The 15048-nt window shown below is 58.4% G+C and carries 10 protein-coding genes and 1 pseudogene; 6 read left to right on the forward strand and 5 right to left on the reverse strand.

Going from position 1 to position 15048, the window contains the following annotated elements; all coding sequences use genetic code 11:
• The first annotated feature begins 143 nt into the window (after positions 1-143).
• On the forward strand, positions 144-4511 hold the full coding sequence (locus PMX70_RS04875) for a hypothetical protein (protein WP_271743061.1): 4368 nt from the start codon (positions 144-146) through the stop codon (positions 4509-4511).
• A gap of 90 nt (positions 4512-4601) precedes the next feature.
• Here the strand turns inward: PMX70_RS04875 and PMX70_RS04880 are convergent, their stop codons facing one another.
• Positions 4602-5186 carry a hypothetical protein gene (locus tag PMX70_RS04880; protein WP_271743062.1) on the reverse strand — a complete coding sequence of 195 codons (585 nt, stop codon included), beginning with the start codon at positions 5184-5186 and terminating at the stop codon, positions 4602-4604.
• 9 nt (positions 5187-5195) lie between these two features.
• Complete coding sequence (locus PMX70_RS04885) at positions 5196-5426, reverse strand: helix-turn-helix transcriptional regulator (RefSeq protein ID WP_271743063.1); 231 nt, start codon at positions 5424-5426, stop codon at positions 5196-5198.
• Positions 5427-5861: 435 nt separating this feature from the next.
• Between PMX70_RS04885 and PMX70_RS04890 the strand changes: the two genes are divergently transcribed.
• Together PMX70_RS04890 and PMX70_RS04895 are read left to right on the forward strand one after the other, a co-directional pair.
• Positions 5862-7859 (forward strand): DNA gyrase/topoisomerase IV subunit B, encoded by a 1998-nt coding sequence (locus PMX70_RS04890; RefSeq protein WP_271743064.1) that lies wholly within the window; start codon positions 5862-5864, stop codon positions 7857-7859.
• A 45-nt stretch (positions 7860-7904) separates the two neighbouring features.
• Positions 7905-10145 (forward strand): DNA gyrase subunit A, encoded by a 2241-nt coding sequence (locus tag PMX70_RS04895; RefSeq protein WP_271743065.1) that lies wholly within the window; start codon positions 7905-7907, stop codon positions 10143-10145.
• Between the two features lie 99 nt (positions 10146-10244).
• Here PMX70_RS04895 and PMX70_RS04900 read toward each other — a convergent pair whose 3' ends face one another.
• The 3 genes from PMX70_RS04900 to PMX70_RS04910 form a co-directional block, all read right to left on the reverse strand.
• Positions 10245-11534, reverse strand: a complete 1290-nt coding sequence (locus PMX70_RS04900; protein ID WP_271743066.1) for an ATP-binding protein — start codon at positions 11532-11534, stop codon at positions 10245-10247.
• Between the two features lie 179 nt (positions 11535-11713).
• A complete protein-coding gene (locus tag PMX70_RS04905; protein WP_271743067.1) occupies positions 11714-12244 on the reverse strand; it encodes a flavodoxin family protein in 531 nt (176 codons plus the stop codon).
• A gap of 198 nt (positions 12245-12442) precedes the next feature.
• Complete coding sequence (locus PMX70_RS04910) at positions 12443-13003, reverse strand: TetR/AcrR family transcriptional regulator (protein WP_089572815.1); 561 nt, start codon at positions 13001-13003, stop codon at positions 12443-12445.
• 143 nt (positions 13004-13146) lie between these two features.
• Here PMX70_RS04910 and PMX70_RS04915 point away from each other — a divergent pair, with 143 nt between their 5' ends.
• The 3 genes and pseudogenes from PMX70_RS04915 to PMX70_RS04925 all read left to right on the forward strand — a co-directional run.
• Positions 13147-14112 (forward strand): SIR2 family NAD-dependent protein deacylase, encoded by a 966-nt coding sequence (locus tag PMX70_RS04915; protein ID WP_271743068.1) that lies wholly within the window; start codon positions 13147-13149, stop codon positions 14110-14112.
• 3 nt (positions 14113-14115) lie between these two features.
• Positions 14116-14814 (forward strand): SIR2 family NAD-dependent protein deacylase, encoded by a 699-nt coding sequence (locus tag PMX70_RS04920; protein WP_055252414.1) that lies wholly within the window; start codon positions 14116-14118, stop codon positions 14812-14814.
• Positions 14802-15048 (forward strand): annotated as a pseudogene (locus PMX70_RS04925) (hypothetical protein); the annotation flags it as partial. The gene PMX70_RS04920 and the pseudogene PMX70_RS04925, both read left to right, overlap by 13 nt.

A 15048-nucleotide genomic window follows, 5' to 3' on the forward strand; every position in this document is an offset into this window, starting at 1 on the left:
CAAGCGCATCGAACGCGTTCCGGAACCCGGCGCTTCGCTCGATCAATTTGGACATTTTGACCCTTGAACGGCACTACCGCCACGAAGCGTCTTCTCGCAAAATTGGATTATTTCCACCGATATTTGCGGGATGGGAGCCCAAGATGCTTGATCGCCGTTCGTTACTTGTTGCTGGAGCGTCCTCGCTGGCGAGCATTATGTTGCCTCGCGTGCCGGGAAGCGAAAATGCCTTCCTGCTGCCGTTCGCGCCCACCGCGGCCTATGCCGACGAAGAAGACCCCTTCAAGGTGCTCGTTCTCTCGCGCACCATGTTTGGTGTGGTCGTGGTCGACGTCGCCAACAAGAATACGCCCATCGCAGGTGCCCAGGTCACGCTCACATCGCGCTATGCCGTAGGCAAGCAGCTCACCGCCACGACCGATGACGAAGGCACGGCCATCTTTGAGGTTGCCCCTCTTTCGGAAGGCTACGTGGACGAGGCAACGCTCCTTGACGCGTACGACTTTAACGGCGGCATCTCCATTAGCATGGCGGGCTACCGTGATGTCGAGATTCCCCTTGCGCGTATCCAGGGCGGCACCGCCATAACCGCGCCCACGCGTCCGCTTTCCGACGGCGAGCCGTACTTCCGCCAGCTCACATTCGACGAATGGGACATCCAGTACGCTGATGCCACGTTCATGGCATTGCCGAAGGACGACACGGCAAACGAGCAGCCCGATACGCACGCCTTTACCGTTCAGGCACATCTGCCACAGGGCGGGCAGGCAACATTGCATATCAATAAAGTGATGCCCGCTGCGGGCAGCTCAACCGAAACCGTCACGCAGATTGGTCAGATCAAGGCCAGCGCATCGGGCGCGGATAATCTGGCGACGTTCACACTCGAAGACAAGTTCCTCGATGCAGCGTCGAGCCTTCTGGAAGAAGGATGCAAGCTGCGCTTTGTCCTCGACTACCAGGGCAAAACCTACACGCTCTCCTCCCCCATGGCCGTTGTCACCGCGCCGGCGGCAAAGGCGGAATCCGAATCGACCACTATCGTCCCCACCACCATGGACCAAGAGCTCACTCCGTTTGATTTCCCTGCATCGTTTCCCGGCATCGGTGGTAATAAGTTCACGTGTTGGATACCCACATTTCCGATCCTCTTCGATTTCTCGTTTGCTGGATACGTGCTGTTTGGCGGAGGATACAAACCAGCCAGCTATATGAACGATTCGGGCAACCCTGATCCGGAATACTGGAAGAAATCGCCGCGCGAGTCGGGCGCCAAGCAGGCAAACCGCTACCTCGACGAGATGGAAGGGAAGTGGAATCAGTACAAGAGTATGAGTGCCGGTTCGGGCACCGATCCAAGAAACACCAAGCTCCTTCGCCACCATTGCACGCTGCTGTTCACGATGGATATCGCCACACAGCTGTACGGCTCGCTCGCCTACGATTGGGTGGGCAAAACCTGGGGCGACAACAACGACCCCGCATACGGCAATATTAAGGCCCTCTTCCAGGTAAGAACCGACCTCAATTGGACCGAGCAGTTTACCCTAGGACCGGTGCCGTTTTTCCTAAACGTCAACCCCTGGGTGCTGGCGAAGCTGGCGCTCGCCGTGGGTGCCCACACGCACGGCAGCGGCGCGGCTTTTTTCAAGAACATTTCGCTCGACTATTCAAACACCTCGGGCTCATTCACCATCCAAATCGGGCTCGCCGTCACCTTTGGCGCTGGCGTAGCAGGCGTCGCTTCGTCCGCCGTGCGCGGCGCCGCGTCCCTTACGCTGTTCATTGGATACGAGAAGGCGGACGGTCACCAGCTTCCGCGACTGCGCGTGGGTGCGGACGTCGATGTCGATGTGATACTCCAGTTTGTGATGTTCAAGTGGACTACCAAGGCTTGGTCGGGATCGTGGCCCACGCTCGCCGATTCGTGGAATATGTCGGTGGACAATGGCGACCAGTATGTGCTCCAACGCTCTGAGCTCGCATTGGGTGGAGATACGCCCTACACGCTGGATGCCCGCTTCGGCACGCCTGGCAACATCGAGGCGGGCGGCGTGCCGCAATTTATCGCATCGGCCACCATCGTCACCAACGCCGAGCTGCTCGCACGCGCCGAGGTTGCAGCCACCGCGAAAAACGTCGCGCCTACCGTACGCGATTGGGACCGGGCTGTCACGCGCATTGAGCTCGAGGCAGACGCAGAGAGCGACGACACAGGACAGATCGAGCATTTCGTCCATGCACTGATAGAGAACGACGAAAATGTCGCGCCGATGTATGAGTACATCTACATCGGTCAGGCAACGAACGCCGCTGCGGACCCCAACGCCAATTCTGCCGGCGTGTCGGAAGACGAGCGTGGCGGTATCAAGCCCTCGAACGACAACGTGCTGTTTACTGGCGTGCTCAGCGAAGCTCACATGAAGCTGGCAATGATTGCCGGCGTAGAATGCCTGTTCCGTATCGCCTCGGTGCGCTACGGCGACAATGGCCGCTCGCGCCTGGTGGTGCACACAAAGGCAAACGGCACGTGGTCCGCTCCCGCGCCCGTGGACTTTCCCCTTGGGTTTGGCGAGGGCGACGTGGAGCGCGACGGCATATACGATTACGACTTCGACGTGGTGGAATATGCGGACGGAAGAGGAAACCGGGACGCCTACGTGTTGCTGGTCTCGGGCGAGCGACGCGACGGCGATAGTACCCTTTTCGATACGGCAAGCACATCCGGCATACTGTCCGTCGTGCGCCTGCGCATAAGCAACGACGGAGTTCGCGTGGTGTCGCATACGTCATGGCGCAGCATCTCGCGCGGCCGCCTGCAAGAGGATGGCTACCATTGCCTGCAGTGCCCGCGTATCACGGTGGGTAAGACGCTGGTCGACGGACGCCTGTCGGGTGCCTACCTCCACCGCCGCGGAGCCACCGCAGAGAAGGCGCTCGGCAGCGAGGCCGAGGTTGCGCTGGAGTGCTTTACCCTATGGTCGGACGTTTCGGGCGACAGCCTGACGTTCCGCCAAGTTCTCCGCTTTCCGCAAGCACCGTCGAGTATCGAGCTGAGCGAGCCCGAGAATATCAACGGCAAAATGGTGGTGCCCGTTGCGTACGAGACCGCAAACGGTTGCGGCTGCGCATCGTACGCCGTGATTGGCCAATCCATTGCGGGCTGGGGCGTTATGCCACCAGACGCCACGGTGCCCCATGCGGTGCCGTGGCCACAACATTCGGGCTTTTTGGCAACCGTCAACGAGCAGCTGCAGCATATTACCTGGACGCGAGGCGCATCGGCATTTGCAACGCAGCCCGTGGGCGCGGCAGGCTGTGGCCCGGCATCGTTTAGCGTAAGCAACAACGGCAGGTGCGTGCTCTTTGTAGAGAACACCGATGGCAAGGTGGGACAAACCTACGACGAAGAAGGCAACCCGGTGGCAGTGATGGGCAAGCACTTCCGCATCTTCGCCAGCACCTTGGCAGGCGATCTGTTCACGGAACCGTTCGTGATGTGCGAGCTGGACCATCCCGTCGATCAGATAACGACATTTTTGACGCCGGGAGGCATGCTCTCCGCGCTCGCCACGCACATTGTGAGCGCGGAGAAGAGCGAGGCAGAGCTGCACGGCATCGAAGTGCCCTTGGTGGCGTGTGCCACTCCGACGGGCGCGGTCGCCACCTCGGGCGCGGTGGTGCCCGGAGCAGCAGGCGAATCCTTCATGGTCACGGTGCGAAACGACGGCAACACTTTGCTGACCGCCGGCACGATCGATCTGTACCGAGAGGGCTCCAGCCAGCCGTTCTCCAGCGCATCCATCGGATTCGGAGCGAACGCGCGCATGGCTTCGATCTACGATCCAGAGCTTGCCGAGGACGCTTCGGCCAACGACATGGCACGCGTGAAATACGCGCTCGAGACGCTGGGCGCGCGTTTTGCAACGCACCCGCTGGTAGCCGACAACGGCAACGCCGTGCTGGCACCGGGTTGCACGGCACAGTTCCGCATGAGCTTTGCAATCCCGGAGAGCTGGGGCGACGAGGTGGGCAAACGCGTAACGCTCTATGCGAAGGCGCGCGACCTGGTAGCGCTCGACCCCGTGACGCTCGAGGAAATCCAACCCGGCGCAAACTCGACACTGGGTGCCGTACTGCACGAGCTCCATGTACCCGATGCGGCATGCGAACGCTCAGAAGTTCAGGTCGGCGTATGCGACAGCGCGGATACGACCGGACTTCACGACGCCCCGATGGCAGCAGGCGGCGACGGTGGCTCGAGTGGAGGTGGCTCCGACGGAAGCGACTCCGGTGGCGGCAGTAGCTCTGGCAGGGGCAAGGATCACGGCAATAACAAGCGCTCCGGAAAAGCGGGCGCGCTTGCGGGCACGGGCGATGTCAACGTCCCCCTTGCGGCAGCCGCCGCAGCACTCGCCGCGGCAGGCGCCGGCCTCGTCGCCTACAGCGCCCGCCGCACGGCGCTCAAAACCGACACCGCCAATGAGGTCAATTCGGATAGGCCTCGCTAGCTCCTACTTATTTTTGTGAGAGACGCCGACTCGGCTCATCGAACATCAAAATGGGCTGGTTCTGGATACCCAGAGCCAGCCCATTACGTATTAGATGTCGCCAGCGGAATCGAGTTCTGCCTCAATATTGGCACGACGCTTTTTCGCCGTGAAGAACGATGCGCACAGAGCAGCGAATGTGGCTATGAAAATCGTTACCCCGCAAGCCGCGCCCGTCGCCAAGTTCGCTGCCCAAAAGACATCTTCGAGCGGCACGATCTGCACCTCCGCGACGCAGCGCATCGCCGCGATAACAAGCGCGCTCGTGATCCCGCTGATACCGCAGAGGAGCAGGAAATATCCAACAGGAAGATGCTCGGTTTGCCCAAAACGGTTGGTATCGATATAGCCCTTTCGCGTTTGCAGCACCGCACAAATCAGCATCACGATAACGAGCCACGCATACATCGCAGCCTCAAACGGCGTGGCAAAGAGATGCGGTATTTCGCTGGCGTTGTTGTGAACCCACGCAACCTGACGAGCCAAAATTTCGTAGAAAAGAATCATCAACATGCCCCAAGAAAGCAGATAAAAACCAATCTTGTAGATCTTCGCGTTCTCGGCTTCCAGGCGCTCGTCTTTTGGACCGGCATATTCACGCCACTTTTGCACGATTTTCAGATCTTCAAATTTCATAGTGGCCTCCTAAAGAGCGTTGGGGTCGGCTTTGGTCTCGTCGTCCCAAAACAGATCGTTCAACGTCACGTGCAGCGCTTTGCAGATCGCTACACATAAATTGAGCGTAGGGTTATAGCCGCCCGCCTCGATAAGACCGACAGTCTGGCGCGTAACGCCCACGGCCTGGGCCAAGTCGGCTTGCGAAAGGCCAGCTGCCGCGCGTGCCGCCTTCATGCGGAGGTTCTTTTTACCTGGCATAAAGTTCCTTTCGTCGAATTGGACAAATATGCGTTGCATCATGCCAGAAATATATTGCATCGACTAATTGATGTCAACTATATCTGTCATCGGTATACGGATATAGCAGTTTCGATTCGTCATTCCATCTTACTCGGGCGGAACCGACTCGGTTTTGTCCGAGTAAGATTGGGCATCCGCGAACTCATCGAATTTCTGAATCGTGTCACCCATAATCGTTCGATTTTGTTTAGTAAAACTAGGTCCCTATTAAATAAAATTCGTTTGTATCCAAATTTGTTTAACAATGCCGCGCTAACACTAAACACTATACCCGTTAATTCGAACGATTGTTCGATGGATTTCGTGTTGGTTGGAATCGCCTATGGGCTGGGCTATGCTACCTTGACTATCTACATGACTAAAACGCAGCAAAGGAGCACCGAGAGAGCGAGTATGGCAAAAAACACCGCAAACTATGGTAACGACAGTATCCGCCAGCTCAAGGACGAGGAGCGTGTACGCCTGCGCCCCGCCGTCATCTTTGGCTCGGACGGGCTCGACGGTTGCGCGCATGCCGCCTTCGAGATCCTGTCCAACGCCGTTGACGAGGCGCGCCAGGGCTACGGCAAGCTCATCACCCTTACCGCCTTTCGCGATGGCTCCATTCAGGTAGAGGACAATGGCCGCGGCTGCCCGCTCGACTGGAACCCCTCCGAGAAGCGCTTTAACTGGGAGCTCGTCTTTTGCGAGCTCTACGCCGGCGGCAAGTACAACAACAACCAGGGCGGCGACTACGACTTCTCGCTCGGCACCAACGGCCTGGGCTCGTGCGCGACCCAATATGCCTCCGAGTATATGGACGTCACGGTTTGGCGCGACGGCAATAAGTACTCCCTGCACTTTAAGAAGGGCAAGGTCGTCGGTGCCAAAAAGAAGGCACTCGAGATTGAGCCCAGCAATGAGGACCGTACCGGCACCACCATCAAGTGGCGCCCCGATCTTGAGGTCTTTACCTCGATCAGCATCCCCCACGAGTGGTATCGCGAGACCATGCGCCGCCAGGCCGTGGTCAACGCCAACGTGACCTTCCGCCTGCGCATCGAGGGCGAAGACGGCAAGTTCTCCGAAGAGGACTTTTGCTATCCCAAGGGCATCGAGGACTACGTGCTCGAGAAGGTCGGTACCGACTACCTTACCGAGCCTTTCTTTATCGAGGCCGACCGTCGCGGTCGCGACCGCGAGGACCTGCCCGATTACAACGTAAAAATCACTGCTTGCATGTGCTTCTCGCGCACTTTCATGATGCAGGAGTACTACCACAACTCATCGTGGCTCGAGAACGGCGGTTCGCCCGAAAAGGCGGCCCGTAGCGCTCTGACCAGCGCCATCGATGCCTACATTAAGCAACAGGGCAAATACAACAAAAACGAGAGCGGCATCAAATGGCAGGACGTCCAGGACTGCCTGGTGCTGGTGACCAACTGCTTCTCCACCCAGACGTCCTACGAGAACCAGACCAAGAAGGCCATCAACAACCGGTTTATCCAGCAGGCCATGACGGCCTTCTTTAAGGAGCGCCTCTCGACCTACTTGATCGAGAACAAGGACGCCGCCAATAAGATCATGGAGCAGGTGCTCATCAACAAGCGCTCGCGCGAGAATGCCGAAAAGACGCGCCAGAGCATCAAGACCAACCTGCAGCAAAAGACCGACATGGCCAACCGCGTGCAAAAGTTCATCGATTGCCGCTCCAAGGACAAGAGCCGCCGCGAGATCTACATCGTAGAGGGCGACTCGGCAGCAGGCGCCATTCGCACCTCGCGCGATGCCGAGTTCCAGGGCGTTATGCCCGTCCGCGGCAAGATCCTCAACTGCCTGAAGGAGGACTACCCGCGCATCTTTAAGTCCGACATCATCATGGACCTCATGCGCGTGCTGGGCTGCGGTGTGGAGATCAAGGACAAGCGCATCAAGAACCTTGGCGCCTTTGACCTGGATAATCTCAACTGGAACAAGGTCATCATCTGTACGGACGCCGACGTCGACGGTTATCACATCCGCACGCTCGTGCTCACCATGCTCTATCGCCTGGTGCCCACGCTTATCGACGAGGGCTACGTGTATATCGCCGAGTCGCCGCTCTACGAGATCAACTGCAAAGAGAAGACCTACTTTGCCTACACCGAGCTCGAGAAAAACGGCATCCTCAAGGAGATCGGCGACCAGAAGTGCTCCATCAACCGCTCCAAGGGTCTTGGTGAGAACGATCCGGACATGATGTGGCTCACCACCATGAACCCCGAGACGCGCCGCCTGATCAAGGTGGAGCCCGAGGACGTCACCAAGATGGAGACCATGTTCAACCTGTTGCTGGGCAACGACGAGGCGGGCCGTAAGCGCCATATCTCCGAGCACGGCAAGGAATACCTGGATCAGCTAGACCTGCAATAGCAGCACATCGATAACGACGGCCCATAAGAAGTTCAAGAGGAAATCGTGGCAAAGAAGAAGACGAAGAACCAGCCAAAGAAAAAGCAGGTCAACGCCGAGAACGTCATCGGCCTGCACTCCGAGGTCACCGACCAGCCGATCACGCAGACGCTCGAGGTCAACTACATGCCCTACGCCATGAGCGTCAACGTCTCGCGTGCGTTCCCCGAGATCGACGGCTTTAAGCCCTCGCACCGCAAGCTGCTCTACACCATGTACAAGATGGGCTTGCTCAAGGGCGAGCGCCAGAAGAGCGCCAACATCGTCGGCCAGACCATGAAGCTCAACCCGCACGGCGACGCCGCGATCTACGAGACGATGGTGCGTCTGGCAACCGGCAATGAGGCGCTGCTTGCCCCCTTCGTGGAGTCGAAGGGCAACTTTGGCAAATACTATTCGGGCGACCTGAGCTACGCCGCCTCGCGTTATACCGAGGCCAAGCTCTCCCCCATTAGCGCCGAGATCTTCAAGGACATCGACAAAGACCCGGTCGACTTCGTCGACAGCTACGATGGTGCCATGAAAGAGCCGCGTCTGCTGCCCACCACGTTCCCCAACATCCTCGTCTCGGCCAACAAGGGCATCGGCGTCGCCATGGCATCCGACATTTGCGGCTTCAACCTCAACGAGGTCTGCACCGCTACGATGCACTACCTGCAGGATCCCGACTGCGACCTGCTCGAATATATGCCCATGCCCGACTTCTCGACCGGCGGCGAGATCATCTACCGCCGCGAGGAGATGGAAAAGATAATCGAGACCGGCCTTGGCAGCTTCCAGATCCGCTCCCGCTGGCGCTGGATTCCCGAAGAGCGCATCATCGAGGTCTACGAGATCCCCTACACCACCAAAACCGATGTCATCATCGAGCGCATCGTCAAGCTCTCCAAGGAGGGCAAGGTCAAAGAGATCGCCGACATCCGTGACGAGACCGACCTTTCGGGCCTGCGTATCGCCATCGATCTTAAGCGCGGCGTCGACCCCGACAAGCTCATGGCCAAGCTCTATCGCTCGACCACGCTGCAGGATTCGTTCTCGTGCAACTTCAATGTGCTGGTCGATGGTTACCCTCGCGTTATGGGTGTGCGCCAGATCCTGCACGAGTGGGTCAAGTGGCGTATTGAGTCCACGCGTCGCCGCATTAACTTTGACCTGGGCAAAAAGTCCGAGCGTCTGCACCTGCTGCACGGCCTCGAGGCAATTCTGCTCGACATCGACAAGGCGATCGCCATCATCCGCGGCACCAAGCTCGAGGCCGAGGTCGTGCCCAACCTTATGAAGGGTTTCGACATCGACGAGACCCAGGCCGAGTTTGTTGCCGAGCTCAAGCTCCGCAACATCAACGAGGAGTACATCCTCAACCGCACCAAGGACATTGCCAAGCTTGAGGGCGAGATTGCCGAGCTTGAGGAGATCCTCTCCAGCGAGGAGAACATCAAGAAAGTCATCAGCGACGAGCTGGCAGCGGTCAACAAGAAGTACGTGATGCCGCGCCGCACGGGCAGGATCGAGCCCCATGAGGTTATCGAGGTGAGCCTGGAGCCCGAGGTCGAGGAGTACCCGGTCACCATCATGCTCTCGCGCGATGGCTATCTTAAGAAGATGACGGACCGCGTGCTCAAGAAGGCGACCACGCTCAAGTACAAGGACGGCGACAAACCCTTTATCGAGTTCCCGTCCTCCAACACCCACGAGCTGCTGGTCTTTACCAACAAGAGCCAGGTGTACAAGTGCAAGGTCGCGGCGTTTGAGGATACCAAGTCGACCCAGCTGGGCTCGTACCTTCCGACCGATCTCGAGATGGAACCCGACGAGAGCGTCATCTGGGTCATCGACCCCGAGGACTACAAGGCCGACGTGCTGTTCGTCTTTGAGAACGGCCGCGTGGTGCGCGTCGCGCTTTCTGGATACGTTACCAAGACCAACCGCAAGCGCCTTAAGAACGCCATCTACGGCGGCAGCAAGCTGCTGTATGCGCAGGTGCTCAAGGAGGACCGCGACCTCGCGCTGGTCTCGAGCGACTACCGCCTGATGAACTTCAACACGTCGCTGCTCAAGACCAAGACGACCACCAACACGCAGGGCGTCCAGGCCTTTACGGCCAAGAAGGGCCGCTCGGTCACCACCGTCGGCACGACCGAGGAGATCCTCGGCGCCGGCGTCTCGGCCGAAAAGTTCACCGCGCAGAGCCTGCCCTCTGCTGGTGCCCTCATGAAAGAAAACGACATGCCGAGCCTGTTTGACTAAAACAACGGCGACCAAACCGTCATGGTTTTACAAAGCAGCGGGGCCCGGAGCGCAGTAAACGCTGTGCCCTGGGCCCTATGCATTACACCAGCATCATCCCTATAGACAAAATGCCGCATAAAGTGGAACAGACATAAGCCCATCATTCATTCTAAAGGGCTTAGTCGATAGCCTGATAAGGCGTACGCCCGGATGGGTCTTTTTAAGTGAGGACAGGCTTCGAGATCTTGTGTTCTCTCCCGCCTTGACTTCAATCGCAGACAAGCATCCCTGCTTCTCTACTACAAAGTCGATTTCCGCACGATTATCTCGCGCCCAATAATGCAGCGGATAGCCCATGGCTGAAAGCTGTTGGGCGACGTAGTTTTCGGTAAGTGCACCCATGAATGTGCCGCCGATACCGGCAAGAATATCGGCGCGTTGAGCACCGGCCTTGGAGACGAGCAGCCCTGTATCCGCCTGATAGATTTTAAAAGCAGAAGGGTTAACGAAGGCCTCTAAAGGGCTTTCGATCTGCCCGACTAGGCTGCAGCGCGCCACCGTACCCGACAATACAAGCCAGTCGAGAGCATCTCCAAAGAGAGACGCATTGCCCCCCGCTCGCACTACCTTGTATTGAAATTTACGATTCTCTTTGGCAAGCTGCTGTGGAATGGAATCGAAGCACGCACGCGTCTTTGCGCTCAAGCGCTCATCAGCATATTTATTAGTGTCGGCGGAGTATCCGTCGAGAATAATCCGATGCTTTTCGGCCACATCAATGATTGACTGATCATCGATGTACGTTTGGACCGCCTCGGGCATTCCGCCAACAACAAGATACTGCCGATAGAGCCCAAGCGCCTTTTCATGAAGGCTTGGCGCAAGAGGACCCATAAACTCGAATGATGAGCGTATCTCGTCGACCAGCTGATCGTGCCCCATCGCCCAGAGAAACTCCTCGAAATCGAGTGGAGTCATCTCGATCAAGTCGGTCTTTCCGACGGGGAACGAATACGACTGATGGTTAATGGCAACCCCAAGAAGCGACCCAGCAGCCGCAACGTAATACTCGGGAGCATCTTCGCAAAAGTATTTAAGGGAAGTGAGCGCTTCCTCGCATGCCTGGATCTCGTCAATGAACAGTAAGGTTTTGCCAGGCACGATACGCTGTCCCGTACGAGCCTCGATCGCGCGCACAATCGAATGAGGGTCAAGACCGCCCGAAAAATCCGCTCGCGCCGACCGGTCGTTCTCAAGATTAACGTAGACAACCGATTCGAAAAGATCCTGGGCGTACGTTCTGAGCAAATAGGTCTTGCCACACTGGCGCACGCCTTTGACCAGCAAAGGTTTTCTATCAGCTCTGTCTCGCCATTCCCTAAGTAGCTCGCCTGCCTTGCGACGCATGCGCAACCTTCCCTCATGAACTTCTGTTTGACAATATTTTAACGCGGATTAATTTGTTTTCAGTTATTTTTCTGCGTTTAATAATTGTTCTATACGCGCTTGAGGGAATGCGCCCCTATCTCTCGGTAAGGACAGCAAGCATTTCCACCAACGCTGATTGCCATGCGTTCTTCTTGTCCTTAGGCAAGCTTGCGAGCGAGCTCTCGCACCTCTTTCAACTTGGGCGAGGATGCCATGCTGTCGCGCTCGGTCATACCGCTGATGGTGACAATGCCCTGGTCCTCCCACTTGCAGTACGCGCAGGTTGACTTGTACATAGCGATCGCCGCATCATAGACACCCTCGCTGTGGCTATCGAGTAAAAGGGCCGTCTTGGTGAACGGGAATCCCGTGGCACCGAAGGCGTACAGGCGGTCGATGGCGGTCTTTTCCTGCGCAGTGATATCAAACCAGTAGATAGGCGAAGCGAAGACAACCATGTCGGTGTCTTTCAGCGACTCAATCACGTTGGCCATGTCATCCTTCTGCACGCAGACGCCCTCATGGGCGAAGCAGTACTGGCATCCCAAGCAGCCGGCGATCTTCTTGCTGGCAACGCGGATGACCTCGACCGTATGGCCGCCCTCACGCGCGGTCTCGGCAAACGCCTCGACCATGGTATCGGTATTAGCGCCCTTACGCGGGCTGCCGCTCAATACAACGATAATCATAGGATTCCCTCTCCCTCATGCTGCAGGCGCGCAGCATGCTTTCTTGTAACCAAAACGAATGGTGTTAATCAATCGCCAGCAGGCCATATCTCTTGTTCAAGTTCCCTAAAGAAGCTCAAGACGATTGCGATTGCCTTATACAACGTCGAAAATCAAAGAGGGCCCATAGCAACGCCACCTACCTGAAATGACATGCGGTCAAGACGAGCTACGAGGATCGTGACGAGCCGATACCGCCCGCATGCCCCCTTCGGAATAGGCGCTGAGCAGCTCCTGAGCGTGAGCAAACTCGGGCCCTCGCCTCCAACCGAGCAGGCGGTTGACCGCGAGATTTCCCTGGACGTTGTGGACGAAGAGCAGATAGGCGTCCTCGCGCGAAAGCCCAGTCTCCTCCATGATCGAGGGAACCATCTGCTCGGCGCCGCGCTCGACGACGCGCTGTGCCACCCGGGCGTACGCGTCGTCATCCGAGTAGAGCAGATAATAGTCATCGTTTGCCGGCGGACGCTGGCAGAGGGCACCCGCCTCCGTTCCCTCGAGCGGCGGCACCGCCGCCAAGGCCTCGTCGATAAGCGCGTCGAGCAGGGCGAACTTGTCCTCGTAGTGCAGATAGAACGTGCCACGGTTGATATCGGCGCGGCGGCAAATATCCGCTACCGTCATCTTCGCGAAGCCGACCTCGGCCAGCAGCGCGAAGAACGCCTCCCGTATGACCGAGAGTGTATAGCGTCGGCGACGATCGATCTTCCCCGCTTCCATTACCCCTCCAATTGCAACGCTCGACAATGCCCGGCAAACGCTCGTTTATCGACAGCAGGCCGAAGCTGTTCATTGCTCTTAAGCAAATCGACATGGATACTTTTTATAGACACCTGTTTATAATAGCTGAAAGAAGGTATCCAGTGACCCTGTACGAGCAGCTCGTTATCGAGCTCACCAACCAATCGTTTTCCCTTCAGGCCGCCTACCGCAGCGGCGGCACGCCCTATGAGCTGAGTGACCGCGAGCCCGAGCCCTACGACCAGCAAATCAGGGACTTCGCCCGCATGATCGAGGAAGCCGATTGCGTGCTGGTGGGCGGGGCCTCTGGGCTCTCCGCGGCGGGCGGCGGCGACTTCTATTACGAGGACAACGCAACCTATCGCAGGCATTTCGGCAAATTCGCCGAGCGCTACGGTTTCAAGGGCGCTTTCGAGGGGTCGTTCTACCGCTGGCCCACCGCCGAGGCGCGCTGGGGATACCTCGCCACCTTCCTCGACACCACGCTCAACGCCCCGCTGCGCAAGCCCTACAGGGACCTCGACACCATTATCGCCGAGAAGGATTTCTTCGTGCTCACCACCAACCAGGACACGCAGTTTGTGAAGCTCTATCCCTGGGAGAAAGTGGCAGAGATCCAAGGCGACCACCGCTTCTTTCAGTGCTCCCACTGTTGCACCGACGCGGTGTGGGATGCGGTCGAGCCGGTCTCCCGCATGGTAGAGGCCATGGGAGACGGCCTTGAGGTTCCGACAGAGCTCGTGCCGCGCTGCCCGCACTGCGGGGCAGAGGCGTTCCCCTGGGTTCGCGGCTACGGCAACTTCCTGCAGGGCGAACTCTACGAGGAGCAGTACCGCAAGGTGTCCGACTGGCTCGACGCGCACGCACGGCAGAGGATCCTCTTCCTCGAGCTGGGTGTGGGCCGCATGACGCCCGCGTTTATCCAGGAGCCGTTCTGGGCCCTCACGGCGCAGTTACCGCAGGCCAGCTACATCGCCGTAAACAACAAGACGCAGTTTCTCCCCCGCGCGATCGAGGATCGGGGGCTCGCCGTTCGCGCCGACATCGCCGACGTGCTTGCCGACGTGCGCAAGACGCTGGGGAGGTAGCGCATGGAGACGGCGAAAGCAGTTCGCATAGGCAGGGCGCTAGCCGAAGCGGATCTTGTCATCATCGGCGCTAGCAACGGACTCGACATGGCGGAGGGGCTCAACCTTTTCTGCGCCGATGCTCATTTCCAAGAGGCGTACGGGGACCTCGCCCAGGCAGACGGCATCGGCTGCATACTGCAGGGGCTCGCTTCCCCGGATGCCAGCGTGCGACGCCGATGGGCCGAGCGGTTCCATCAAAAGGAGTATCTCGAATATGAGCCCGGCTCGCTCATGAACGGGCTGCGGCGTCTTACGGAGCACGCCGACACCTTCGTGGTCACATGCAACATCGACGGGCACTTCGCGCGCGCCGGGTTCGACGAGAACCGCGTGCTCGAGACGGAGGGGGGCATACGCACGTCGATCGACGAGCGGCGTCTCGCCCATCCAGACGCCCTCGCCACGGCCCAGCTCGAGGAGCTCGAGCGCCTTGTGCAAGCCCATCGCAACGGCAGGGTCGCCATCCTCGAACTTGGCGTGGGACTGCGCAACGGCATCATAAAGCACATGCTCGCCCAGATCGCGAACGTCTGCGAGCACGCCACCTACATCGTGTTCAACTACAGCCAGGCTATGGCGCCCGATGCATCGTGCGAGACGATTCTCGTTGACGGCGATATGGCCCCGGCTTTCGAGGAGATTGCCCAATGCCGTCTCTAGAGAGGGAAGCGTATAGGCTTCGAAGCCTTATCGACGATGCCGACGCCATCATCGTCGGCATCGGCTCGGGCATGTCAAGCGCCGCCGGGTTCAACCATTACAACCGCGCAGGCATGGCGCGCGCCGGAATGACGGACTGGCAGCAAGCCTTTGGCTTCAAGAGCCTTTTCGACGGCTTCTACCACCTCTACCCCAGCCTCGAGCAGCGATGGGCATACTATGCGCGATACATCG

This window comes from Collinsella aerofaciens (genome assembly GCF_028206795.1).
Classification (GTDB): domain Bacteria; phylum Actinomycetota; class Coriobacteriia; order Coriobacteriales; family Coriobacteriaceae; genus Collinsella; species Collinsella aerofaciens_AX.